The organism is Thermostichus sp. MS-CIW-40, assembly GCF_054058315.1.
The window spans coordinates 1-24,199 of the sequence record NZ_JBSSAC010000028.1 but is presented as its reverse complement, the minus strand read 5'-3'; the positions used below and the strand labels follow the sequence as shown (position 1 = coordinate 24,199).

Annotated in this window: 16 protein-coding genes and 1 pseudogene; 9 read left to right on the top strand and 8 right to left on the bottom strand. The window is 59.9% G+C overall.

What is annotated here, in order from left to right; genetic code table 11:
* Nucleotides 1-67 precede the first annotated feature (67 nt).
* The 3 genes from ACVWXF_RS09620 to ACVWXF_RS09610 all read left to right on the top strand — a co-directional run bounded on the left by ACVWXF_RS09620 (nucleotide 68) and on the right by ACVWXF_RS09610 (nucleotide 1,941).
* Nucleotides 68-466: a single-stranded DNA-binding protein gene (locus ACVWXF_RS09620; protein ID WP_414399054.1), complete on the top strand. Its 399-nt coding sequence runs from the start codon at nucleotides 68-70 to the stop codon at nucleotides 464-466.
* Nucleotides 467-493: 27 nt separating this feature from the next.
* Nucleotides 494-1,198, top strand: coding sequence for a M14 family zinc carboxypeptidase (locus tag ACVWXF_RS09615; RefSeq protein WP_457474267.1), 705 nt, complete (start codon nucleotides 494-496; stop codon nucleotides 1,196-1,198).
* Between the two features lie 209 nt (nucleotides 1,199-1,407).
* Entirely contained in the window at nucleotides 1,408-1,941 is a 534-nt protein-coding gene (locus tag ACVWXF_RS09610; RefSeq protein ID WP_457474266.1) for a universal stress protein, read from the top strand.
* A gap of 13 nt (nucleotides 1,942-1,954) precedes the next feature.
* On the opposite strand, the gene ACVWXF_RS09605 is transcribed toward ACVWXF_RS09610, so the two are convergent.
* From ACVWXF_RS09605 to purM, 5 genes are all read right to left on the bottom strand, one after another.
* Nucleotides 1,955-3,430: a DUF4340 domain-containing protein gene (locus ACVWXF_RS09605; RefSeq protein ID WP_457474265.1), complete on the bottom strand. Its 1,476-nt coding sequence runs from the start codon at nucleotides 3,428-3,430 to the stop codon at nucleotides 1,955-1,957.
* A gap of 18 nt (nucleotides 3,431-3,448) precedes the next feature.
* Nucleotides 3,449-5,011, bottom strand: a complete 1,563-nt coding sequence (locus ACVWXF_RS09600; protein ID WP_457474264.1) for a GldG family protein — start codon at nucleotides 5,009-5,011, stop codon at nucleotides 3,449-3,451.
* A 47-nt stretch (nucleotides 5,012-5,058) separates the two neighbouring features.
* Nucleotides 5,059-5,844: an ABC transporter permease gene (locus ACVWXF_RS09595; protein ID WP_011433262.1), complete on the bottom strand. Its 786-nt coding sequence runs from the start codon at nucleotides 5,842-5,844 to the stop codon at nucleotides 5,059-5,061.
* The gene (locus ACVWXF_RS09590; protein ID WP_414343290.1) at nucleotides 5,841-6,851 is read right to left on the bottom strand and encodes an ABC transporter ATP-binding protein; all 1,011 of its coding nucleotides are present in this window, start codon (nucleotides 6,849-6,851) and stop codon (nucleotides 5,841-5,843) included. The genes ACVWXF_RS09595 and ACVWXF_RS09590 overlap by 4 nt, the downstream gene beginning before the upstream one ends.
* A gap of 215 nt (nucleotides 6,852-7,066) precedes the next feature.
* Nucleotides 7,067-8,131, bottom strand: a complete 1,065-nt coding sequence (gene purM, locus ACVWXF_RS09585) for a phosphoribosylformylglycinamidine cyclo-ligase (RefSeq protein WP_457402529.1) — start codon at nucleotides 8,129-8,131, stop codon at nucleotides 7,067-7,069.
* Between the two features lie 144 nt (nucleotides 8,132-8,275).
* On the opposite strand from purM, the gene ACVWXF_RS09580 reads away from it, so the two are divergent.
* Entirely contained in the window at nucleotides 8,276-9,442 is a 1,167-nt protein-coding gene (locus tag ACVWXF_RS09580; protein ID WP_457474263.1) for a septal ring lytic transglycosylase RlpA family protein, read from the top strand.
* Here ACVWXF_RS09580 and ACVWXF_RS09575 read toward each other — a convergent pair whose 3' ends face one another.
* The 3 genes from ACVWXF_RS09575 to ACVWXF_RS09565 form a co-directional block, all read right to left on the bottom strand.
* Complete coding sequence (locus tag ACVWXF_RS09575) at nucleotides 9,443-10,453, bottom strand: response regulator (RefSeq protein WP_457474262.1); 1,011 nt, start codon at nucleotides 10,451-10,453, stop codon at nucleotides 9,443-9,445.
* Entirely contained in the window at nucleotides 10,450-13,377 is a 2,928-nt protein-coding gene (locus ACVWXF_RS09570) for a PAS domain S-box protein (RefSeq protein ID WP_457474261.1), read from the bottom strand. The genes ACVWXF_RS09575 and ACVWXF_RS09570 overlap by 4 nt, the downstream gene beginning before the upstream one ends.
* Nucleotides 13,378-13,672: 295 nt before the next feature.
* Entirely contained in the window at nucleotides 13,673-14,671 is a 999-nt protein-coding gene (locus tag ACVWXF_RS09565; RefSeq protein ID WP_011433256.1) for a ribose-phosphate pyrophosphokinase, read from the bottom strand.
* Nucleotides 14,672-14,790: 119 nt separating this feature from the next.
* On the opposite strand from ACVWXF_RS09565, the gene ACVWXF_RS09560 reads away from it, so the two are divergent.
* The 5 genes and pseudogenes from ACVWXF_RS09560 to ACVWXF_RS09540 form a co-directional block, all read left to right on the top strand.
* Nucleotides 14,791-16,314: an ABC transporter ATP-binding protein gene (locus tag ACVWXF_RS09560; RefSeq protein ID WP_457474260.1), complete on the top strand. Its 1,524-nt coding sequence runs from the start codon at nucleotides 14,791-14,793 to the stop codon at nucleotides 16,312-16,314.
* Nucleotides 16,315-16,445: 131 nt separating this feature from the next.
* A complete protein-coding gene (locus ACVWXF_RS09555) occupies nucleotides 16,446-21,119 on the top strand; it encodes an NINE protein (protein ID WP_457474259.1) in 4,674 nt (1,557 codons plus the stop codon).
* A gap of 223 nt (nucleotides 21,120-21,342) precedes the next feature.
* Complete coding sequence (gene rodA / locus ACVWXF_RS09550) at nucleotides 21,343-22,653, top strand: rod shape-determining protein RodA (RefSeq protein WP_414419476.1); 1,311 nt, start codon at nucleotides 21,343-21,345, stop codon at nucleotides 22,651-22,653.
* 120 nt (nucleotides 22,654-22,773) lie between these two features.
* Nucleotides 22,774-24,006 carry a cysteine desulfurase family protein gene (locus tag ACVWXF_RS09545; protein ID WP_457474258.1) on the top strand — a complete coding sequence of 411 codons (1,233 nt, stop codon included), beginning with the start codon at nucleotides 22,774-22,776 and terminating at the stop codon, nucleotides 24,004-24,006.
* Nucleotides 24,007-24,086: 80 nt separating this feature from the next.
* Nucleotides 24,087-24,199 (top strand): annotated as a pseudogene (locus ACVWXF_RS09540) (transposase); the annotation flags it as partial.

The window sequence follows — 24,199 nt, the reverse complement described above, 5'->3', positions numbered from 1 at the left end:
CGGGATCCCCGCCTGCGGGCATGATGGAAGTGCGCTGAGCTGCCCCTTATCCCTGGATGGCTCCGTTATGAACTCGATTGTGTTGATGGGCGAGGTTCTGTCTGAGCCAGAGCTGCGCTACACCCTTGATAACTTAGCTGTTGCGTCCTTGGTGATTGGCTTTCCCAGCTTGCGCCCGGATGAGCCGCCCTACCGGGTGCGCGTTTCCTCTTTTGGAGAACTGGCCAAAAGGGTGGTGGACACCTGCCATGTGGGCGACCAAATCACAGTGGAAGGCCAACTGCACATGAATGTGGTGGAGCGAGATGGGCGCAAGGAAAAGCTGGCCGAGATCACCGCGCGCCGTGTCCATCAACTGGGATCCGCTCGCGTCCTCTCTCTGACGGGGATGGGTGAACCGGCGATTGTGGAATCCTCTGAGGGGGATGTGGTTTCCCCACCGGAGCCGGACGATCTCCCGTTCTAACGGTTGCGAGACTTGCCGGGATCCCCCATGTCTCAGGAACTTGCTGCGGGTGAACCTTTGGGATCCCTGCAGGTCATCGGCTACTCGGTGCAGGGACGTCCCATTCACCTTTGGCAGCTCACCCAAGGGATCCGCTCCTTGCTGCTGATCGGCGGGGTACACGGGGACGAGGTGGAAGGATACACTCTGATCGAGCGCTATGTGGCTTCTGGGAAATGGGGATCCCTGGCCGGGAAGGCGACCCTATGGGCAATCCCTCGCTTGAACCCGGATGGCTGTGCCCTGGGGCAACGTCTCAATGCCAACGGTGTGGATCTCAACCGCAATCTGCCCACCCAAGATTGGATCCCGGCCTCTTTGGAAGCTCGCTATCCGCCCGGAGCAGCCCCAGGCTCCGAGCCCGAGACGCAGGCGTTGTTGGGGGGCTTGGCCCAGATGCGGCCCCAATTTATCCTTTCTGCCCACTCCTGTCAGGCACACCCCTGTGTGAACTACAACGGCCCTGCCCTTGAGCTGGCCCAGGTGATGGCCGCTTGCAACGGCTTGCCCATTACCGCCGACATTGGCTACCCTACCCCTGGTTCTCTGGGCACTTGGGCAGGGCAGGAACGGCGGATCCCAACCCTAACGCTGGAAATCCTGCGGGGCACTCCCCTCGATCAAGTCTGGCAAGAGCAGGCCGAGGCGCTGCAGGCGGTGTTGGAGTGGGCAGCCCAAGGCGATGCCTTCTGACCGGTGTCAAGATCTCTGAACTTTCGTTGCCAATCTGCCTAGTTCGTTCAAGATATCTGGGGTTTTCTCGCCCAAATCTTCTACAACACAGATAGGTGGGGCAGAGCAGAGGGGAGCTTGGAGTCGAGGGAAAAGGGGTCAGAGGTCAACCCCGAAGTCACGCTGCTTCTGCCTTGTGCCCCGCTGTCAGCCATCTGGAGGAAGCCAATATGTTCAGCAGGATTTTGGTGGCAGTGGATCGGTCGGAGCTGAGCCAGGGAGTATTTCAAAAGGCCGTCCAAGTGGCCAAGGCCATGCAGGCCCAGATGATGATTCTCCATGTTCTGTCTCAGGAAGAGCCGGGCGCCCCAGAGCCGCCGATGATCCTGGGGGTAGATTACAGCTCCACCATCAGCGCCGAGCTGTGGCAGTCCTATCGGGAGCAATGCGCCATCTTCGAGCAAAACCAGATGGACTACCTGCGCTCGCTGGTGGAGAAAGCGGCTGAGCACGGGATCCGCGCTGAGTACACCCTCAACTACGGCAACCCCGGTCGGGTCATCTGCGATCTGGCCCGCTCTTGGGATGCGGACTTGGTGGTGGTGGGCCGCCGCGGCCACTCCGGCCTGAGCGAGCTGTTTCTGGGCAGCGTTAGCAACTACGTGCTCCACCGCGCCCCCTGCTCGGTGCTGACGATACAAGGGGAAGCCCTGAAAAAAGAAGCCCAAACTGCGGAGGAGAAGACAGCTACCCCTGCTGGCTAAGGCTCTAGGGACTCTAGGGCGAGGGAGTGGGATCTGGTCGCGTGAGTGGGGCAGAGTCCTTGCTCTCCGGCTGGCCTTCCAAGAGGCGATTCACTTCGGTTTCCAGGCTGTTGAAGGTGCTCAGCTCGATCACGGCAATGTCCGGCTGGCGGCTGCTTTGCACATAGGCCCGCAAGCCAGAGGCGGCCAAGCTCAGGGCCAAGGGATCCTGCTCGGCGTCAGGCTTGGGCTCAAAGGTCAGCCGTAGGTCCGGATCAGACAACACCCTTTGGGCTTCCGCGTCGGCCTGTTCCACAAACTCCTTGGCGCGGGCAGCATTTAGGCTGGAGAACAGAGAGCTGAGATCCACAGGCTGGCCCGGTTGCTCCGGGTTTTCCCAGCGCAGCTCCAGGGATCCCTTCTCTGAAGGCCGAGGGGTGAGGGTGACCTTTTCCCCTTGGGATTCTAAGGTGACTTGGCCCACTTGGTTGGCGTTAAGGCGGGCAATGCGGTGATCCCGCAGCTCTTCCAAGTCGGAGCGGAGAATATCGGCGGTGGAGGTGAGCAGGGTGGCCACTGCCGGGTGCTCAGAGGTGATGACGTACACCTGGCCATCTTTCTCCGATCCCAAAGCGACCTTCAGGGTTTTGCCCTCCTCCAGCTCCACCGTCAGGCGGGCGGAAGGCTGCTCCAGGCCATAGGGGGCGAGCTCGTCTTTGGTCTCGGCGGGGAACTCCACGGCTTGCAGGCGGGCCAGAGTATTGAGCAAGCGGTTGACGTTGATCTCATCGGCAGGCAGCTCTCTGGGCTCGACAATCTGCCAAGTATTGTCTTGTCGCTGCAGGCGAAAAACTAAGGACTCCGCACCGCTGACGCGACCCGGATCCGCCTCTGCCAACTGCACTTGCAGGGCTTTCACCTCGGCTGTATCAAACTGAAGCAAGGTTTTGTCCCGCAAAGCCAGTAGGGAGGGCAACAGGGATCCCTTCTGGGCACTGCTTAGAAGCACCACCTGTCCCCCTTCGGGCTGGGCGTAGAAGCCAGAGCCGTCGAAGTTGTCGTTGCCGATGGCCAGGCGGTAGGGATCCCCTTCTTTGGGGAAAAGAGCAATTTGGTGTCGCGGCTGATCCAGGCCAAAAGCGGCTAGGTCGGTGGCCCCCTCCAGAGTGATTTGGGGGGTGAGGCGGGAGAAGGTGTTGAGCAACTGCTCAATGGGGAAGTCCAGCGCCGCTGACTGAATGGGACTGACAATCCGCCAGCGGGATCCCTCTTCTTCCGGAGTGCGCTCCAAAAGGATTTCCAAGTGCTCCGCACCGCTGCCGCGAACGGGTTCCCCCTCTTTCTGTTGGCGGATTTCAATGCGGGCGATGGTGTCGGTGGCAAAGTGGAACAGCCGCGCTCGCTCCGCCTGTTGCTCCTGGCGCAGTTGCTGGATGTTGTCCAAGAGGAAGTAGCCCAGCAAACAGGCCACCGCCAAACCCAGGAGAATCCAGGTGGTTCGCTTGAACATGCCTGCTTTCCTCCAGCTCTACCGTCTTTGCCACCACAGGGCAGCTCCGGAACCCAGGGCCGCCAAGGGCAAAAGGACCGTCGATCCCAGCACCAGCCAGCGGAAGTTTTGACCGGTCAGGGTGAGACGGCGATCCGTGATGGATTTGGGGCGGATGGAGATCTGCTCCGTTTGCTCAGTCAGCCAGTTGAGGGTGTTCAAGAAGAGATCCCGGTTGCCCTGCTGCCGCAAGTTGCCGTTGAGGGCAAAGTTGACATTGCCGATCACCACCAGGCGGGCCTCCTGCCGGGATCCCGAGCCCTGTTCTGGGTCGGTGTCCAGACGGCGGGTTAAAGCAACGCCCAGGGTAAGGGGGCCAGGCTTGTCCTGCTCCGGATCGAACTGCAGGGGGCCACTTTCCAGGTCAGGACTGGTCTCCCCCCAGCTTTGCGGGTTGGTGCGCAGTAGGGGCGTGGCTTGGATCCCTTCGCGGGCTTCGGTTTCCACAGAGCGGGCCAGGGGGAACAGGGTCATTAGCCGCTGGGCCGCCAAGGGGGCGGTGATGGGGTGATCCCCGTAGGTAGTAACCAGGGCAACCGCCGGCCCTGTCCCCAACAGTTGGCTGACGCTGCTCACCTCAATGAGGATGTCATCCCCCAAGACCACGCCCCACTCTTCCAGCAAGGGATCCAGGCCAGCCTCCACCCGCGGCCCGATCAGCAACAGCAGCCGTCCGCCTTTCGCCAGATAATCCTGCAGTTTCTCCACCTCGCCGGGGAACAAAGCCCGCTGTGGCCCCGCCAGCACCAGGACATCCGCCTCTTCTGGGATCCCCGATTGCACCAAGTTGAGGGGCTCTACCCGATAGCCTTCCTGACCCAGGGCTGCCGCCGCCTGGGCCAGAGTTGGAGTACCTTCCCTCGCTTCCAGCCCCACTTCCCCGTGCCCTTGCACGAAATAGGCCAGCAACTCCCCTCGGTTGACCACTTTGGACAGGACGGGGGTCAGTTTGCTCTCCAGATCAGGGGCAGGGGGCTGAGGCAGTTGTTGCCGGCTTTCTCCGGCCTCCACCACCAGGGTGTTGTTCTGGGTCACCTGCAGCCGCTGAATGGTCAGGGGATCCCGGTTGGGATCCACAAACTCAAACTGGAAGCGGTTGGGGTTGAGGCGGCGATAGCGCTCCAGTTGTTCCCGCAAGTTGGGATCCGGCGCCGTGGTTGCCACCCAAACTTTGACCGGCTGCGCCAATCCCTGCACCAATTGCCGGGTTTGGGGCGACAGGGTAAACAGACCCTCCTCAGTGAGATCCAGCCGCAGGTCGTAGCGCACCGCCACCACATTCACCAGCACCAGAATGACGGCCATCGCCGCCGCCGCCACCAGGATGTTGGCGTTGGTCTGGGTGGAACGCAAACCGAGGAAGACCCCCACCTCCTGCCGGTGGGTGATGCCCCAAGCCACCAGCAGGGCCAAACCTGTTGCCAGCATGCTCAGGGGCACAGCCGTCCAACCGGTAAAGGCGGATCCCACCACCAGGCCAATGGCGATGACGCCAATGCCCAGGATCCCTGTCCAGTCCAATAACGCGCGCCAGTCCTTCATAATGCTCCGCACCGCTGCCGCAAACACCACACTCCTCCCATCTGACCCTAGCTCTGTTGCCAGCGCAGGCTTTCCACCGATTGCACCGTGGCAAACAGCCCCAGGACGATGATGCTCAAGAAAAGAATGAGGCTGCTGCTGCTGAGGATCCCTTGCACCCAGTTGCTATATTGCTGCAGCAAAGACACATGCCGCAGCGTTGCAGCAATCCAGTTCTCCTCCTGGCCGGCTGCCGCGTCGATCACCCAGAGCAACAAAATCAAGCCAAAGGTGGCCACTGCTGCGATGAGGGTGCTGTCTGTCAGAGAAGAGATAAACAACCCCAAGGCCATAACGCTACCCGCCAGCAGGGTTAGGCCGACATAACCCATCAGGGTCAGGCGGTAGTCCACTGCCGGGTTGGCGCTGCTCAGCACCAGCACATGGTAGACCAGCGGCGGCAGCAGCAGCGTGATGAAAAACACCCAGACCGCCAACCATTTGCCCAGGGCCACCTCCAAGTTGGTGATGGGAGAAGTAGCCAGCAGCTCCATCGTGCCTCGCCGCCGCTCCTCGGCATAGGAGCTCATGGTGAAGATGGGCAATAGAAATAAGGAGAGGGTGCCCAAGAGGTTGAGAAACTGCTGTGACAGGATGGTGGCCGCGTCGAAATTGTTCTCCTGGCCGAACTGGGCGAAAAGATCCACCTGCTGAGAAAAGCTGATCACCCGCACCAGAATATTAAAGAAGAAAAACCCCGCCAGTCCCCAAAACACCGCGGCCACCACATAGGCAATGGGGGAGGTGAAGTAGCCGCGCAGCTCTTTGCGAAAAATGGCAACCACTCCGTTCATGCCGCTTCCTCCAATGCGCCCTCAGATCCCTCTTGCGTAGTGAGCTGCAGGAAAATCTCTTCCAAAGAAGCCTGCGGGCGGCCTATCTCGTAGAGGTCGATCCCTGCCTGCACCAGCACCCTGGCCACCTCCGGGATCCAGCCGTCCGCGGCAGCGTTGCTCTTGAGCTGCACCTGCCAGCGGGAGGGATCCGCCGCCAAGGGCTGTAGGCTCACCACCTCCACTTGGGGCAAAGGCTGCAGGGCCGTCCGGATGGCCATTGCCTCGGTTGCCCCCACCACCAGCTTTGCCTGCTGCCGATCCTGGAGCTGGGCTGTCAGCTCAGCGGGGGTGCCAATGGCCGCCACCTGGCCGCGGTTGATGATCACCACTCGGTCGCAGGTCATGCTCACCTCGGGCAGGATGTGGGTGGAGAGGATGATGGTGTGCTCCCCCGCCAGGCTCTTGATGAGCTTGCGCACCTCGATAATCTGCTTGGGATCCAGCCCAATGGTGGGCTCATCCAGGATGATCACCGGCGGGTCGTGAACCAGAGCTTGGGCGATGCCCACCCGCTGCTTAAACCCCTTGGAGAGCTTGCGGATGAGGGTGTGGCGCTTTTCTTCCAGGCTGCACCGCCGGATCGCCTCGTCCACCCGCCTGGGCCGATCGCCAGCGCTGACCCGCTTGATCTGGGCCACAAAGTGCAGGTACGCCTCCACCGTCATGTCGGGGTAGAGGGGTGGGTTTTCCGGCAGATAGCCAATGCGCTGCCGCACCGCCATCGAGTTTTCGTGAACATCAAACCCGGCCACCCGCGCCGTCCCCTCGCTGGCAGGCAGATACCCCGCCAAAATGCGCATGGAAGTGGTCTTGCCAGCCCCATTCGGCCCCAAAAAACCCATGATCTCGCCGGCGTTCACCTGGAAGGAAACATCGCGGATGGCAGTGAAGCTGCCGTAGGTTTTGCTCAGATGCTCAACTTCGATGGCACCCGCGGTTGCACGAGCAGTGGGTAAACCTGTCATCAGCAACTCCTAACCTAGAGGGTCAGCAGCGATTAGCAAACGGTCCAAGGCCGAGTTACCCCTATTCCCAAAGAGGACAAATGTCGGGAAGCAGGCTCGGGCAAGAAGGCGGGCAACAGCGCTGAGGCCACATGCCAACTTAGCATAGCGACGGCGAGGATGAGTCGAGGGAACTGGGATCCCTTTCCCCCTTTTGGTGGGGATCCATCGGTTGGCTAGTCGGCAGGGCTTGTGAGGGATCCCCACTGTTCCAGTCCCAGAACGCGGCTCTCCCCTGGACAGGCCGCCACCACCTCCCCAATGGGGAAGGCTTCGGGGAGCAGGGATCTCACCTGATTTTCCGCCTCAGGGGGGATCACCAGCACATAGCCCACCCCCAGGTTGAAGGTGCGGAACATCTCCAAGGTCTCCACCTGGCCCTGCTCTTGGAGCCAGAGAAACTCCTGTGGGATGGGCCAGCTATGGGGCTGCAGCCGCGCCGCCTGGTTGGGGGCCAAACAGCGGGGCAAGTTTTCCGGGATCCCGCCGCCAGTGATGTGGGCCATGCCGTGGATGGCGATCCCTGCTGCCTGCAGCCGCTGCACCGCCTGCACGTAGATGCGGGTGGGGGTGAGGAATACTTCCGCCAAAGGCCGATCCCAGCCGGGAGGCCGGTGATCCCAGCGCCAGCCCCGGTCGGCCACAATGCGCCGCACCAAGCTGTAGCCGTTGCTGTGTAGGCCGCTGCTGGGCAAAGCCAACAACCGATCCCCAAGCTGTACCCGCGACCCATCCAGAATGGCCGCCTTCTCCACAATTCCCACACAAAACCCGGCCAGGTCGTATTTCCCAGGGGGATAGAACCCCGGCATCTCCGCCGTTTCCCCGCCCAGCAGTTGGCAGCCCGCCTCCTGGCAGCCCGCCAAGATGCCGTCGATCACCTGCCACAGGGCTTCTGGCTCCAGCTTGCCAGTGGCCACATAGTCCAAGAAAAACAGCGGCCGGGCCCCCACCGTCAGCACATCGTTGGCACACATCGCCACCAGATCGACGCCCACCCCCCGGTGCTGACCCCACTGCTGGGCAATGTCCAGCTTTGTCCCCACCCCATCGGTGCCCGCCACCAACACCGGCGCTTGATACCCTGTCGGCAGCTCAAACAGGCCGGCAAAGCCGCCGATGCCACCCAAGGTTTCTGAAGAACCTGAAGACGGAACTTGAATCCGTTCAACGCGCTCGCGGATCCCCCTGACAAAGGCCTGGCCCAGATCGATGTCAACCCCTGCTGAGCGGTAGTCCAAGATGCCGAAACTCCTTATGCTATCAAGACTTGGGCTTTTGTGCCCGACTGTGCAAACGGGTCAACTCAGAAACCTATGGTACATTAACTTCTGTTTTAACCGTCGCCTTGGAAGTTGTACAGGATTGGAGAGGAGCGCGGCCTCATGCGAAATTGGAAACAGCTTGGACAGGGACTGGATCCCGCCCGCAAAATGGGCTTGGTCAGCTGTCTCTGTGTCACGGCTTTGGGCTTGCCGGTAGGCATGTTGGGCGGCTTCGCCCCGCGAGCACAAGCCTCGACGCGAACCGGATCCCCCAACACCCGAGCAGCGAAGCTGTCATCTGACTCCCAATTGCCCCCCCCAGCCACCCCTTCCCAACCCCTCCCTGCTGCCGCAGCCCCAGTCAGAACGCTGCCGAGAATTCCCCAAACCTCTATCTCCGACCACAAAGGTCTTGCCCCTGCCAAACTGGGTACCCTGAACTTGGATCATCCCTTGAACCGAACTCGCCAGGCGATCCTGCCCCGTCGAGCAGAAGAACCCATTCTCAAGATCGGCGAACAACAGCAGCACACCAGCCAGCCCATCTCCACCCTCTACGACTATCAGATGGACGGGCAACAGGTGGTTACTGTCTATGTGCGGGATCTGCCCATTGTCAGTTTTGTCGAGCACCCTGGGCTAGAACCACCGCTGATGCGGGCCAGCACCCTTGTGGCCCAGCTCAACCAAATGGCCCAGGGATCCCTGAAAGACACCACCATCACCTTAGGTTGGGCAGGTTTGGAATTGGCCGAACAAGGCTTGGGTGTTCCTCTCTACACCATTCAGGTCAACAACAAGGAATTGCTGCGCATCGACGATGGAGTGCTGTTGATCGACAACCAGCGCCCGGTGGATGTGGCTGTTTTGGCCGCCAACCGTCTCCGCCGTCTGCTGCTCGATGCCCCGCCCATTTCAGCTCCGGCCCTGCCTCAACCGGCTGCTCTGACCGCCAAAGCCGCTGTTGCAGGTTCCAAGCCGAAAACAGCCCCTCAAAAGGAACCCGCCCCTGTCCGCGTGGTTGGGCCTGTGCAAGAGGGCATTGCTTCTTGGTATGACCTGCACCCAACCCGCCATGAGATGACGGCTGCCCACCCCACCCTGCCCTTTGGCACCGAGGTACGGGTGACCAACCTGAAAAATGGCCGCCAGGCCGTGGTGCGCATCAACGATCGCGGCCCTTTTATTCCCGGTCGGATCATCGACCTTTCCCTGCGGGCGGCAGAGGTGTTGGGGATGGTGCGCTCAGGGCTGGCGCCTGTGCGGGTGGAAGTGGTGCAACGCTAGCTAGGGCACGGGTGAAAAGCGCTTGGAATCGGGGGAATAGCGCCAAGAAATGCCGTCGGGATCCCGGCTGCGGCTCCACTCTGGAAACCCGGTTTTGAATTTCCAGTAGGTAATGGCGGAAACCACCACCCCCAAACGTTCCGCCAACTGAGTCTGGTTGAGGGGGCGCAGCGGTGCCCGTGGCGCCATAACGGCGGTGGGGCTGGGTGTGGGGGCAGAGCCTGCCGACTCCTGGGAGGGCGTGGTTGCAGGGGTGGGTGCTTCCTGCTCCAACCGGTGACCAGGGCTGGGCTCCTGGGGACGCAGCAGGCTGAACTGGCTCAACAGGCCAACATTTTCCAGGTTTAAAAGATTTTCCAGGTTAGAGGTTTGGTGGATCAGCTCCAGCTCACGGCGAAACTCATCCTCCAGCACCTGCAGATAGTGCTCCCGCTTCTGCTCCGACTCGGCATCTTTGAGCAGCCCCAAGGCAAAGCTGAGGTTCGAGAGGGGCTCGCTCAGATCCTGCAAGAATTTCTTGAACAGAGTGCCCTTCACGTCCGTGAACTGCTGCAACTGCTGCAGTTTTTGCCGCAGCTCCTCGATTCTTTTCTCTTCCAGCTTGCGGTTCTCAAGGCTCTGGCGGTGGTTGTGCAGGGCAATTTCAATGGTGGTGTAGAGTTCCCGCTCTTTGAAAGGCTTGATGATGTAGCCGAAGGGCCGGGTCTCCTTGACGCGGGAGAGGGTGTCTTCGTCGGCGTAGGCCGTCAGATGCACCACCGGAATGTTGAAGCGCTCGGTGATCCGCTTGGCGGCTTCTATGCCATCGATATCGCCTTTTAGGACGATATCCATCAAGACCAAGTCCACCGGCATCTCTTCCAGCCTTCGGATCGCTTCTTCCCCGGAAGAAGCAATGGCGGGCACAGCGTAGCCAAATTTTTTCAGAACGTTGGCAATGTCCTTGGCGATGATCTTCTCGTCTTCGACGACCAGGATACTGCCTTTGACAAGGGGTGGAACTCTCTTCAAGGCTCGCTCCTCGGAAAGGTAATGATGAAGGTGGTACCCGGTTTGCTCCTCAATTGTATCTTGCCCTGTAGCTGATCGGTGAGGGTTGCAACCAGTTGTAAACCCAGAGATTGAGTTTCCTTGAAGTCAAAGTTCGGGGGCAAGCCAACGCCATTGTCGGAGACTCGCAACTGAGTATATTTGCGGGTTTGGCTGAAATGAATCTCTATCTCCCCGCTGCGGCCCTTCGGGAAGGCATACTTGAGGCTGTTGGTCACCAACTCGTTGATGATCAGGCCACACAAGACCGCATCGTCCAGGTTGAGGCGGATCCCTTCGGCGCGGATGTTGGCGCGAATGCTCTCGGGGTTTACCCCGTAAGAGTGAAAGAGGTTGGAGATCAAATTGTGTAGGTACTGCTTGAGATCCACAGCGGCCAGATTGTTGGATTGGTACAAACCTTCGTGGATCAAAGACATGGCTTGAATACGGCTGCCGGCATCCTTAAAAACGCGGGCGTACTTGCGGCTTTTGATTTGGTCAGCTTGGAGCCGCAGCAGGCTGGAGATGATTTGCAGGTTGTTTTTGACGCGGTGGTGAATCTCCCGCAGCAGGACTTCTTTTTCCTGAAGGGCAGCTTGGATCTGCAGCTTTGCCCGTTTTTCTTCGGTAATGTCTTCGCAAATGCCGATGATGAAGAGGTTTTTGCCCTTGGGATCCCGGACTGCAGAGACTGCCAGGCGGCACCAAACCACCTTTCCGCTGCGGTGGATGTAGCGTTTTTCCAGGTGGTAGCGATCCCGTTGGCCGTTCAAAACCTCCTGGAAGAGTTGCCAATCTTCCTGAATGTCCTCGGGATGGGTGAGGTCGCAGAAGCTCATGTGGGTCAGTTCGGCAGCGCTATAGCCCAAGATCTCTTCCAGAGCGGGGTTCACTTTTAGGTAATGGCCCCGATGATCGACGATGGAAATGCCCAGGGCTGACTGCTGGAAGATGCCCCGTAAACTCAGCTCACTTTGGCGAAGGGCTGCCTCGGCTTGCTTGCGCTCGGTAATGTCCAAAATCTGGCTTAGAAAGTAGCTGGGATCCCCTTGGGCCGTGCGCACCAGGGTGATGCGAAGAATGGCATAGACTATTTGGCCGTTCTTGTGGATGTAGCGTTGTTCCTGTTCGCACTGATGCACCTGGCCGGCCAGCAGGCGGTTGCTGTTTTCCAGAGTGGTGGCGATGTCGTCGGGATGGGTGATGTCGAGGACGGTTTTCCCTTTGAGATCCTCCAGGGTGTAGCCCAGGGTTTCGGTAAAAGCGGCGTTGATTTGCAAATAGGTGCCATCCACGTGGGTCATGGCCTTGGCAATGGGGGCCCATTCAAAGGATTGGCGGAAGCGTTCTTCACTTTCTTTGAGGGCAATTTCTGCCTCCACGCGGGCGCTGATGTCGATCACCTGGTTGAGAAACTGGGTGGGCTGTCCTTCCTCGTCGGTGAGCAGGGTGGCCTGAAACAGCACATGAACAACCTGGCCGGAACGGTGGGTGTAGCGAATCTGGCGCTGGCTGACGGAGACCTTCCCTGCCAGCAAAGCCTCATTGGCCCCCAGCAGTGGGTTGACATCTTCGGGGTGGAGAATGTCCAGTTGTTGCCGATGCTTCAATTCTTCGGGGGTGTAGCCGACAATCTGGGCAAAGGCATCGTTGACCTGGATAAATCGCCCCTGCAAGTCCACAAGGGCAATTCCATTGGGGGCCAGCTCAAAAATCTGCCGAAAATGGTTGGCGCTTTGTTGCCAGGCTTGCTCTATACGACGCCGTTCGGCCTCCAGTTGCTTGGACTCGGTGATGTCTTCGACGATCCCTGCTACCCGATAGATTTTGCCCTCTTTGTCGGCGATGGGAAAAGTGCGTTCCCGCAACCAAATCAGGCGGCCATCGGTGCGATAAATGCGGAAGACGACATCGGTGGATTTGCCCTCCGATTGGGCTTTGAGGATGGTGGGGAACAACCAGCGATCGTCGGGGTGGATTTGGCGCATCCAGGCTTGGGGGTTGGCGTAAGCCTCTTCGGCGGAGCGGCCCCAAATGGCTTCGCAGGCTGGGCTGACGTAGATCAGCTCTTTGCTGTAGAGTGTTGTGATCCAAAACAGTTGCTGCGTATTCTCTGCCAGTTGCAGAAAACGATGCTCGCTCTCTCGGCGGGCCTCTTCCAATTGTTGTTGTCGTTCTTTCAGTTGACGGGATGCTGTGATGTCGGTAACAAATCCTTCAAAATAGAGGGGATCCCCTTGGTCGTTGTAGATGGTACGGGCATTTAAAGAAATCCAAATTAGCCTGCCATCTTTGCAGCAGACTTGGTGTTCAAAATTCACAACTTGACCTTCTCTCAGCATGCGCTGGATGAATTCGGCTCGTTGCTCCGGATCGCTATAGATTTGGGTGCCAATATCGGAGACGTTGTGCATCAAATCCTCAGGGGATTCGTAGCCGAAAATATGGGCCAAGGCCGGGTTGGCAACCAGATATTTGCCCTCTAGGGTGGTTTGAAAAATGCCTTCGACGGCGTTCTCGAAGATCTGCTGGTAGCGGGCAGCAGTGCTGCGGCTGTCCTGCAGTTGGGATTGGAGCTGCTCGAGGGTTTGCCGATGCTCCTGGGCTTGGAGAAGAATGTGCTTCAGGCTGAGGGCAACGAGGTCAATCTGTTCCCGTTCAAAGGAACTCAGTTGGCGAGGATGGCAGTCAAGCAGGTGCAGATCGGCCAACCGGATCCCCTGCTCAGTCTGCAAGAGGAAGGATTCATGAAAAGGCCATTGCTCAGCCCCAGGACTGGCATTGAGGTTGAAGGGTTCGCCGGCTGGGATCCCTTGCGGATCCCGGTAGAGGATCCCTTTTGAAGGCGAGTGGGGATCGGATCCCGGCTGGGCCAGTTCTAGATAGACCAAAGGTACTTTCAACAGTTGACCCAACAATTGCAACAGCGGGTACAGCGCCGAAGCGGACTCAGTATCCGGTTCAGTTCGAAGGGACGGCCCTTCCCTGGGAGCAGTCCGCGGGAAAGCAAAACCGTGCACAACGGATCTTGGCGAGCGAGAAATGGGAGGTGACATGGGAAAACCTGGCCGAGGAGCTGGCTCAACCCAGTCCATCACGACAGATCGGGGGTGCCTGGTTGGGCTGATCTCCACAGGGAAAAGGAGCAGGCGCACCCATTCTGCACCCACTCTACTCTAGCGATACTCTGGAGAAACTTTAGTGAAACATGCTGCTGACGGAGCTATCTTCATGGATGCGCCAGATCGCTTCCCCCAGCACATTGGCTACCGAGAGAACGGTTAACTCGGGAAAGTGCTGCTCTGGAGGGATAGGGATGGTGTTGGTGACGATCACCTCTTCAAATAGACCACCCCGCAGGCGTTGAATGGCCGGCTCAGAAAAAACAGGATGAATGGCGCAGGCATAAACCGCTTTGGCTCCCAGCTTGCGCAGCAATTTTGCCCCTTCCGAGATGGTGCCTGCGGTATCGATCATGTCATCCACAAGGATGGCAGTTTTCCCCCGCACATCCCCAATGAGATTCATGACTTCCACATCGTTGTGGGCTTGACGGCGCTTGTCAATGATTGCCAGAGGGGCTTCCTTGAGCTTTTTGGCAAAGGCACGGGCACGAGCCACACCCCCCACATCGGGAGAGACGACCACAATGTCCTCGTCGAGCAAGCCCTTTTCCTTGAGGTAAGCCTGTAATACCGGCTGGGCGTAGACGTGGTCGAGGGGAATGTCGAAGTAGCCTTGAATCTGGGCCGAGTGCAGATCCATGGCCAGCACGCGATGAGCTCCCGCCTGGGTAATCATGTTGGCCACCAGCTTGGCGGTGATCGCTTCTCGGCCTGCCGTTTTGCGGTCGGCACGAGCGTAGCCGTAGTAAGGCAAGACGGCGGTGATCTGCCGGGCAGAGGCGCGGCGACAGGCGTCAATAATGACCAGCAGTTCCATTAGGTGGTCGTTGACGGGGCGGCAGGTGGGTTGCACCAAGTAGACATCGGCACCCCGAATCGACTCCTGAATTTGGATGTACAGCTCGCCATCGGCAAAGCGCTTGCGCAACATCGGGCCCAGATCCATGCCCAAGTAACGCGCCACCTCTTGAGCCAGAGCCGGGTTAGCGCTGCCTGAGAAGATTTTGAGGCGGTTGCTATCCGAGATGGGTGGCAGGGGGGAAGGGCGGAGAAGAGGGGCAGGGCGAACCACAGATCGATGCTGAACTCGTCCGCAGCCAACGCCTAACGGCGAGCTGTCGCTATCGTAGCACCAGCACTTGCAACCTCAGCAACTGTATTCTTGGGGATTTTCTGGGGAGGCAGGTTACTATGAGCAGAATGAAGGTCGAGCTGCTGCACATCCACAAGCGTTTTGGGGCGGTACAGGCGAACCGCGATGTGTCCTTACGGGTGGAGGCGGGCACGATCCACGGCCTGCTTGGGGAGAATGGGGCCGGCAAAAGTACCTTAGTTAAGATCCTGAGCGGCTTTCTGCGCTGCGATCAGGGGGAGATTTGGATCAATGGGCAACCGGTTCGCATCGACAGCCCTGCAGCAGCCATTCGCCTGGGCATTGGCATGTTGCACCAGGATCCCTTGGATTTTCCTTCTCTGACGGTACTAGAAAACTTTATTGCCGGGCAACGAGGGCGCTTGGGCTTGGGGCTGCGGGAAAGCCGAAGACGTCTCGAGAAAGCCTGTGAAGAGTTTGGTTTTAATCTCAACCCCGATGGAGCCATCGGCAGTTTGACGGTGGGGGAACGGCAACAACTGGAAATGCTGCGGTTGCTTTCCCTGGGGATCAACACCTTGATTTTGGATGAGCCAACGACGGGCATTTCTGCAGCGCAAAAAGATCTTCTGTTCGCGGCTCTGAGAAGGTTGGCGGAGCAGGGCAAATCGGTGATCTTCGTCTCCCACAAGCTGGCCGATGTGGAATGCCTTTGCGATCGGGTGACGGTGATGCGGCAGGGGGAGGTGGTGGGGGAGCTGCCTGTTAGAGGTGAGGACATTGCCCTGCTGGAACAGCGGTTGATCGATTGGATGTTCGGGCGGGAGTTGGCACCCCCGGCTCGGCCCCATTCTCCGCAAAGGAGAGCGGATCCCCTGTTGGAGTTGCGCTCCCTGGTGGTGCGGCATGAGCCGTTTGCCTTGGCTTTGCCAGATCTGGCGGTGCAGCCGGGGGAAGTGATTGGGTTGGCCGGTTTGGAAGGCAGTGGGCAACGCTCTTTCCTGCTCACCTGTGCAGGGTTGTTGCCGCCCAGGCGTGGCCGGATTCTGTTGGGGGGGCAGGAGATGACAGGCCGTCCTTACGGCGACTATCTGCGCTGTGAGGTGGGGTTTTCTCCGGCGGATCGGCTGCGGGAAGGGCTGATCCCCGGCTTAACCTTGCAGGAGCATTTTGCCCTCCAGCAGCAGGATCCCTGGATCAACTGGGCTCTGGCCCGTCAGCAGGCCCAAGCGGCCATCGAACACTTCAGCATTCGCGGTCACCCCTACAGCCGGGTGGAGCAACTCTCGGGGGGCAACCAGCAGCGCAGCCAGTTGGCTCTCTTGCCCACACCCCTGAGTCTTTTGCTGATGGAGCACCCAACGCGAGGGTTGGACATCGAGTCGGCGCTGTGGGTCTGGGGGCAATTGCTGGAACGCACCCAAGCGGGTACGGCTATTCTTTTTGCCTCTGCAGATTTGGACGAGATCCTGCTGTACAGCAACCGGGTGATGGTGTTCAGCGGCGGACAGGTCTCGGAGCCCATTCCGGCGGCGGAGCTCACCGTTTCGCGGCTGGGGCAGATGATGACACTCCCCGTCACCAACAGCAGCGAGATTCCAGGGATCCCGACTGAGGTTTAGAGGGCTGGTCGCATCAGCAGGAACTGACACTCTGCCGGAGCAAGAGAAGGATTTGAGAACAGCATGGCAACCGGACAGAGCAAGGCTTAGAGTAGCAGTAGCCCCAAGCCTTTTGCTCAAGGAATCTGGCCATGGGATCCCAGGATCGCGCTCCGCCCTCAGGAACAGAGGAGCCGCAATCTGACCGTTCGCGCTCCTCGGACGACGTCCTTTTGCAGCTCACCGTTCGGGGATCCCGGCAGCAGGTGTTGCGAGGTTTGCGAGCTTGGCTGGAGCTGGGCTTACTGACCCCAGAGCACTTTCGCCTGCTGGTGGAGCAGTATCGGCTGGAGGCGGAGGAGAGAGAAGCAAGGCCAGGGGCAGTTTCCCCTGGCGACGAGATCCCGGCCCGTCTTGGCTCGGCCTACGTGCTGTGGCTTTTAGGTTTACTTGGCATTTGTGGCTTGCACCGTTTTTATCTGCGCCGCTGGGGCACGGGGCTGCTCTGGCTGTTGACCTTTGGGCTGCTGGGGATCGGTCAGCTCCTGGATTTGATTTGGATCCCAGGGATGGTGCGAGAAAGAAATGCTCGCCTGGCTGGATCTGGAGTTGAGGCGGGAGAAGAGCCCCAAGCTGCCCCTCAATCCACTCGCGCTACTCGGACGGAGTCCTTGCCCCCCCCTACCCCGGCGCTGGCTGTTTTGCTGCGGAACTTGCTGTCAGAGCTGAGCGTGGCTTGGCTGTTGCTGCTGGGCCTGTTTTTGGTGGTGGTGTCCTCGGGGGTGCTGGCGGCCAGCCACTGGGAGCAATTTTCTCCAACTGCTCAGTATGGGGTGCTCTTGGCCTATACGGCGGCTTTTGGGGTAGGTGCTGGATGGATCCAACGGCAGGAAGGGCTGCGTCTAACCGGTCAAACCTTGGAGGCTATTGCCCTGCTGCTGGTGCCGGTGAACGTGTGGGCCCTGGATGGGCTGGGGATCCTTTGGGGGATCCGCATCCTGGCGCTGGGCTTGCTGCTGGGGATCCCGTTGACGGCTGAGGGTCGGGTGCGCTCGCTGGGTTCAGGTGCCGGCTTTCGCGACAGCGGTGTGGAGCCCAATGCCTTTTCCAATGCCTTTTACGGAACCTTGGTGAACTTTTTGGCCCTCTCTGGCTTGCACGCTTTCTGGAGCTTGGGGCCGCAGGAGCTTCGCCCTGCTTTTGTCCTGGGGATCCTGTATCTGGGGATCCTCAGCACCGTGATTTACACCTGGAGCCGCCGGTCTCGGGAATTACGGGGCTCCAGGCTCTGGCTAATCGGGGCTGCCGGATCCCTGTTAATCCTACGGGGGCTGCTGTCTGGGCATGTCCAAGTGCCGCAGTTGGGGTTGGCGGTGGCCCTGTTGGGTTGGCTAGCAGCGGAATGGCCCCAGGGATCCCCGGACGTCGTAGCAGAAGGCGCTCAGGAGGGGACGCTCTCCCGCTGGTGGGAGGGGAGCTGGGTGCTGTTGGTGGTGGGCTGGCTGCTGGCTGCCATTGGCTTGGCGGAGAGCCCTTTCAGCGGCTGGCAGTTGCTGGGGATTAGCCTGCTGGGGATCCATGTCTTAATCGGGCGCTTGCGCCGACACACCCAGTCGCCCCAGCGGGACGAAGTCCTTAGGGTGCATTTGACGTTGCTGTTCTTGCTGGGCCTGGAAACTTGCTGGGCTTTTTGGCAGGTGTGGCCAGCAAGCTGGCGGCAAGAGGTTGTAGCTACAGTAACCAACTGGTTTCAGCCCCTTGATTCCCCTTGGAGCTTGCTGGGGTTGGCGCTGCTGCCCTACGAGGTGCTGTGGCTGGGGTTGGCGGCCCGCTGGCAGAGGAGCGGTCCAGAAGCCGGTGAGACAGGCTTTTCTAGGCTGGTAGAACCAACAGAGCGCTTGGTTTTGGGGCTAGGGGGATCCCTGCTGCTCTTGAGCCTTCCCTATCCGGCCATTCGCTTTTGGCACTTGCTTTTGAGCGCCGGGATCCTGGCCTGGTGGCTACAACAAAAGTCCAGATCAGGAGAAACTCCCAACTTTCTTTGGGTACTCCTGACCCACGCCTACGGAGTGGGGGCACTGCTGGCCGGGATCCGCTGGCTTTTGCCCGACTTGTTCGCGCCAGCGGTGCGGAGCACTAGCCTGTCCAGTTGGGGAGTGGTTCTGCTGCTGGTGGGCCTATTGCAATGGGCAGGGCGGGTGGCTCTGGGTAGGTCAGAGCGCTTTTTTTGGGGAGTGCCTGCGGAGCTGTGGCAGCGAAGTGCAGATGGCATAGGGTCGGTGTTGGTGGGATCCAGCTACTTGGCGTTTTTGCTGCAACGGCTCCCCGAGTTGTCTGCGACGGGTGAACAATCCTTTGGCTGGCTGTGGCTGCTGGTGCCTCTTGTTTTGACGGCAGCTCAGGTATTGGCCCTGCCTCCCCTGGAGTTCATGCCCCGCTGGCTGCAGAGCCCAGAGCAAGGGGGATTGGGATCCCTTTCCTGGCAGCAGGGGATCCCGGAGCGCGGGTCTTTGCGTTTCCCGGCAGTTCTCTCCCTTTTGCTGGCCCAGTTACTCACCTTTGGAAGGCCGGGGGTTGAGTTTCTGGGTCTGGGCTTGGGGTTGCTGCTGATGGCCACTCAGGTGTGGGTGTGGGCCTCTTTCCCCTCCGCCGACCATGAGCTCCACACCGCCAACGCAGTTGTTCCAGCAGAGGTGCTGTTGACAGTGACGTTTGGCTGGGGGTTCGGTCTGGTGGGAATCCATCGGCTGTTCCCCGCTTTAACGGAGTCAGAATGGCTGACGGCCTTGGGGGTGCTGCTGTTGTTCGCGACAGCGGTGCGGAGCACTAGCGGCTGTCGCTACAGCCTAGGGACTCCGTTCCACTACCTCTCTCCCCGCCTTCGGGCAGCTTACCGACCGGTGCTGGATGGCTTTGGCTTTCTGCTGGGGATCGTACTTTTACTTTCCCTAACGTTGCAGACATTGCAGCCAGAAGCAGGTCGCATCGGTGGTGGAAAGTACCTGGATTCCCCAGTGGCTCTGACCCTGGCCTCTGGGACTGTCCTGGTGGCCATTGTTTTGCGGCTTTGGGTGGAAGTGGCTCCCGCTTTTTATCGCGACGGCGGTGTCCATCCTGCTGGCTTGGAGAGCGAAAGCCCGTCTCCTTCCAGGGCGGAGGATGTCTCAACTGGCGGCAGCGGTCAGGAGGCTTCGTCGGCCATCTCATGGTCTGTAATGGAGGGGCTGTCCTATGGGCTGATCTGGGCTTTGGAGCTGTTGGTGGCCAGCAGCCTCTTGTGGGTGGTACAGGGATCCCGTCCTGTTGCCCCTCTGCTTGCCGTCATCAATCTGAGCCTGGGGATCCTCTTTTGGATTGGGCCGGAAAAACTCTTGCTTGAGGGGGCCGCTCGCGCTGGCGGGACAAAGTCTTTGGGGGGGCAGCTCCTGCAACAGGTCAGGGCCCTGAGCTTCTGGCGGACGGGGCCTTTGATCTATGCAGGGTTGGGCTGGCTGGGATCCCATGCCCAGTGGAGTGAGGTAACGGGCTTGGGCAGCTTAGGTCTCTCCATCGTGTTGCTGGGCCTGGGGCGTCGACAGGCGGTCCAACGGGCGCAAGAGCAAGGCCGGGAAGACCTCCGTCCTGCCAACTGGAAAGGGCTCCTGGGCGCTTGGGGCGTGTCTGTGGCCGCCTACGAGAGCTGGGTTTACTTCCTCAGCCAGCGAACTGGGGGATCCCTGGCAAATGGGTTGGTGTTGATCGCTCTGTTAGGGCTGAGCTTGGCCTGGGGCTACGGCTTTTGTCCCCCTTGGCTGGCGGCGACCCTGCAGCTTAAAAGAGCTGGGTTGCGCTGGATGGCCTTGGCCAACTGGGCTCTGGCCAGCCTTGTCCTCTGGTCTGCCCTTTTCGATCCTCGCCTCAGCCGTTGGGGACAGCTCCTCTGGGTGCTGACGGGATCCGGCCTGGTGGCCTATGCCGCCGGACAGGCGAGAACCTCAACTCTAGAATCTCCAACAGAGCAAAATTGGGTGCCAACGGTCTGGGGTTACCTCAGTGCATGGCAAGGAGCTGGGGTTCTGCTGGGCGGTGTGTTCCTGGGGCTGCCGCAGCTATCCATAGCGCGATGGGCCGGATCCCTGCTCTGTGGGCTGGGGCTGGTTTACCATGGCTTGCCCTGGCGACGGTGGGGCTGGCCGGCGGCTCCTTGGCAGAATACAGCCTTGGTGCTGCCCCTGGCCGCTTTTCTGGTAACCGCGGGAGGAAATAACACCCTTAATCTGCTGCTGGGGGCAACCTACTATGCCCTGCTGGCTATCTGGAGATCCCAAGTGCGCCTGGGCTATGTCAGCCTGTTCTTGAGCAACTGGATCCTGTGGAATTACGGCTGGCATCAGGATTGGGCTTCCCTGACGTTCTATGCCCTGCCCCTGGTGGGATCCCTGCTCTATGTGGCCCAGGTGGATCCGGGATTACAGGAAACCAACGGACGGCGGGGGCGGCATTGGCTGCGGCTGGTTTCCTTGGGCACATGGCTGCTGGTGGTGCTGGTGGAAACTCACGGGCAACGGTGGACGGGCTTTTGGCCGGTAGGGTTGGGTTTGGCCTTGGGTCTGCTGGGCTTGGCCTTGCGGGTAAGAGCCTATCTCTTCGTGGGCACGCTGGCCTTTGGGCTGGGGATCCTGCGGCAGGGATGGCTGTTGGTAACAACTGATGCGCTGCTGCTCTGGGCCACTGGGATCCTGCTGGGCCTGCTTCTGATTTGGACGGCAGCCAATCTTGAAAGGCGTCGAGAAGAGGTGGGATCCCGCCTCTCCGCTTGGCTAGGGCAACTGCAGAGCTGGGAATGAAAGAATCCCGAGTCCAGCCAATCTGAGCAGGATCAACTTGAGGAGGGCTGACCTGTTCGCGACAGCGGTGCGGAGCACTACTGAGGCCCTATCAGAGGAGGCGAACACGCCAGAAAATGGATCGACGAGGAATCGACACTCAACGCGAGTGATGAGAAAACAAGTCGGTAGGGCAGGGGGTATGTCAAACTGAGACTGGCCTTGCTTTGGAGGATGGGGTCTATTGCTGGGCAACGTTGACCCAAAGGTGTCTTCTCAGCCTAGGTGGAAAAAGCTTCTGCGGCAGATCTTGGCTCCTTGGCGCGAGTTCGATGGCATGTTGCTGGCCACGGTGCTGGCCTTGACAGGCATCGGCATTCTTGCCATCCGCAGCGCAGTCTGGGAGCGTCCCATCAGCCACTATTGGCTGCAGCAGTTGATCATGGCCGGGATCAGCCTGGTGTTTTTGGGAATGGTAGCCCGGATCCCGTATGAGCGGCTTTTGCGCTGGCACTGGTTCACCTACTTCCTGACCTTGGCAGGTTTAATTGCAGTGCTCTTTTTCGGCACGGCGGGGGGAGGGGCGGAGCGCTGGCTCTCCATCGCTGGCTTTCAGGTGCAGCCTTCTGAGTTTGCCAAGCTGGGGGTAATTGTTACCCTGGCTGCTCTCCTGCACCACTGGCCGATCAAGTACTTCAGCCAGATTTGGGTGGCCGTTGCCGTCATTGCTCCTCCCTGGATCTTGATTTTCCTGCAGCCCAACCTGGGCACTGCCCTGGTGTTTGTGGTGATTGTCCTGGTCATGCTCTACTGGGCCGGAGCCAAGGGCAGTTGGATCCTCTTGCTTTTGTCGCCGGGGGTGGGAGCCATTCTCTATGGCTTACACACTCGCCCAGAGCTGAGCTGGATGCTTTGGGTTTGGCTGCTCTGGTGTCTGGGAATGGCGGGGTTGGCTGCTTGGCGTCTCCCCTGGCAGTGGACGGGGGCCGTAACTTTTGGGGTAATCAACCTGCTCTCGGGGCAGTTGGGTCAGCTAGCTTGGCACCTTCTCAAGCCCTATCAGCGGCGGCGGCTGGAGATTTTTATCGATCCCATGCAAGAGCCCTGGGGAGCCGGCTATCACCTCATTCAATCCCGCATTGCCATCGGAGCCGGCGGCCTCTGGGGCCGCGGTATCCAGCAGGGCACCCAAACCCAGCTGGACTTCATCCCCGAACAGCACACGGATTTTATTTTCTCGGCCATTGGGGAAGAGATGGGTTTTATCGGCACCCTGACGGTGCTGATCCTGTTTTGGATCCTGTGTGCGCGGCTGATCTGGATTGCCCAAGGGGCCAAGGACAATTTTGGATCCCTGATTGCCATTGGGGTGCTGGCGATGATCCTCTTTCAGGCGGTGGTGAACATCAGCATGACCATCGGCCTGGCCCCGATTACCGGCTTGCCTTTGCCTTTTCTAAGTTATGGCCGCTCGGCTCTACTGACCAATTTTCTGGCCATTGGCTTGGTGGAATCGGTGGTGATGCACCGCCAGCGTACTAGTCTTTTCAAGTAGGCAGGCTCAATTTGCCTCCAGCGGGTTTGGCCTCAACAAGGGGAAGCTGCTGCCAGCGTTGGGCAACACTGGCCAAGGATCTTAAGATAGGAACACGGAGCCCCGGCTGGTCGAGCTGGCATGTTGCGTTTGGATCCTGCCCTCTACTTTGACCACAGCGCCACCACCCCGCCTCGGCCTGAGGTGATCGAGGCCATGCAGATGGCGATGCAGGAAAGCTGGGGCAACCCCTCCAGCTTGCACGGGTGGGGAGAACGGGCCGCCATGGCCATGGAGCGGGCGCGGCAGCAGGTGGCCGAGCTGCTCAACTGTGAGCCGGAGGCGCTGCTGTTTACCTCAGGCGGGACGGAGTCCAACAACCTGGCCCTGTTTGGGGTGGCCCAGCGCTACTCTACTCCCCAACATCTCATCATCTCCAGCGTCGAGCACGCCTCGGTGGAGAATGCTGCCCGCCAGTTGCAGTCCCAAGGCTGGCAGGTCACCCGTCTGCTGGTGAACGCCGCCGGCCAGGTGGATCCCCAGACTTTGATCCAGGCGCTGCAACCCAATACCGTTTTGGTCTCCATCGTCCACGGCCAAAATGAGGTGGGATCCCTGCAGCCCATTGCAGAGCTGGGTCAGATCTGTCGCCAGGCGGGGGTGCTCTTCCACACCGACGCTGTGCAGACGGTGGGGCGGATCCCGCTGGATCTGACACAACTGCCGGTGGATCTGCTCTCCCTTTCCGGGCATAAACTCTACGGGCCCCAGGGGGTGGGGGCGCTGTACGTGCGCCCAGGGGTGGAGCTGCGACCGCTGCTGCGGGGGGGCGGGCAAGAACGGCGGCTGCGGGCTGGCACCCAAGGGATCCCGGGCATTGTCGGCTTGGGAGTGGCGGCAGCTTTGGCGGCCCAAGAGCTATCTCAAGAAACGGCCCGCCTGCGGCAATTGCAACGGCATTTGGCCCAGTTGCTAGCGGAGGTGCCCGGTTTGCGGCTGACCGGCCCTGTGGATTTGGAGCAGCGTCTGCCCCACCACCTCAGCTACTGCACCGCAGGGATCCCCGGGAATGTGCTGGTCAGGGCCCTAAGCCGCCAGGGGATCGCCATTAGCGCCGGCTCCGCCTGTAGCAGCGGCCAACTGATCCCCAGCCGCATCCTCTTGGCCATGGGCTATTCGGAAGCCGAGGCACTGGGATCCATTCGCCTTAGCCTTGGCAAAGCCACCACCTACGCTGCGGTCGAGTATGTGGCCCGATGTCTACAAACGGAGCTTGCCTCCATCTCCAAATCCGTAGCCTTGGGGAATGCGGCAACTCAATCCCCGTTGTCGATCCCCGTCACCAAATTTTCGGGCTGGAGGCCCGCACCATAGCCGCAGGCTTGGTGTCGGGAGGAAAGCCCGCCTCCTTATAGGTTTGCTGGTCAAAAGTCTGGATGAACTACAATAAGCCCATGAGCCAGACTACCTCTGTACGTTGCAAGCTGATAGTCCCACAAGAGTTGCGTCAAGAGATTGACCGCACTTTGCAGGGCTTTGCGAACGCTTGCAACCAGATTCTCGACGC